The following is a 731-nucleotide window of genomic DNA, read 5'->3' as shown; positions in this document are numbered from 1 at the left end:
GGTTTGCCGGTCGAGCCGGAGGTGTAGATCACGTAGGCGAGGTGACGGGAGTTCAGGTCCGGCACGATCGGATCGTGGTCGTGGTTGCTTTGGGCGACGGCATCATGGAAGGACACCGGATCGAGGACCGGCAGATCGCCGGTATCGCCGAGCGCTTGTCGCCCGGGTGCATCGGCGACGAGCAGCACGGGCGCGGCATCGTCGAGGATGTGGGTGAGACGCTCGCCCGGATAGGCCGGATCGAGCGGCACATAGGCGCCGCCCGCCTTGAGGATGGCCAGCAGCGCGACGATCAGCTCGTGGCTGCGCACCATGCACAGGGCCACACGGGTCTCGGGACGCACGCCCAGACCGATCAGGTGATGCGCCAGCCGGTTGGCGCGCGCATTGAGTTGCGCATAGGTGAGTGACTCGCCTTCGAAGACGAGCGCGGTTGCCTCGGGCGTGCGTCGGACCTGCTGTTCGAACAACTGATGGATGCACACATCCTCGGGATAAGCTGCAGCCGTGTCGTTCCAGCGCTCGAGCAGCGCGTGCTCTTCAGGCAGCATGAATTCGAGCGCATGCAACGATGCATCGGGCTGATCGAGCGCTTGCTCCAGCAAACGCGTGAAGCGTTCGCCCAGCCGGGTGACGGTCGCCTCATCGAACAGGTCGGTGGCGTAGCTGAATCTGCCGGCGAGCCCGTGCTGGGCAGTCTGAGCCAGACTGAGGGTGAGATCGAACTTGGC

General features: G+C 65.1%; 1 protein-coding gene. It reads right to left on the bottom strand.

All coding sequences use genetic code 11. The annotated features are described in order from the left end of the window. On the bottom strand, nucleotides 1-731 hold a 731-nt coding region (locus tag AWB78_RS42910; RefSeq protein ID WP_157697923.1), incomplete at both ends, for an AMP-binding protein.

Source organism: Caballeronia calidae (assembly GCF_900044055.2).
GTDB classification, from domain to species: domain Bacteria; phylum Pseudomonadota; class Gammaproteobacteria; order Burkholderiales; family Burkholderiaceae; genus Caballeronia; species Caballeronia calidae.
The sequence above is the reverse complement of the archived record's forward strand: the minus strand, read 5'-3'. Positions and strand labels throughout refer to the sequence as shown.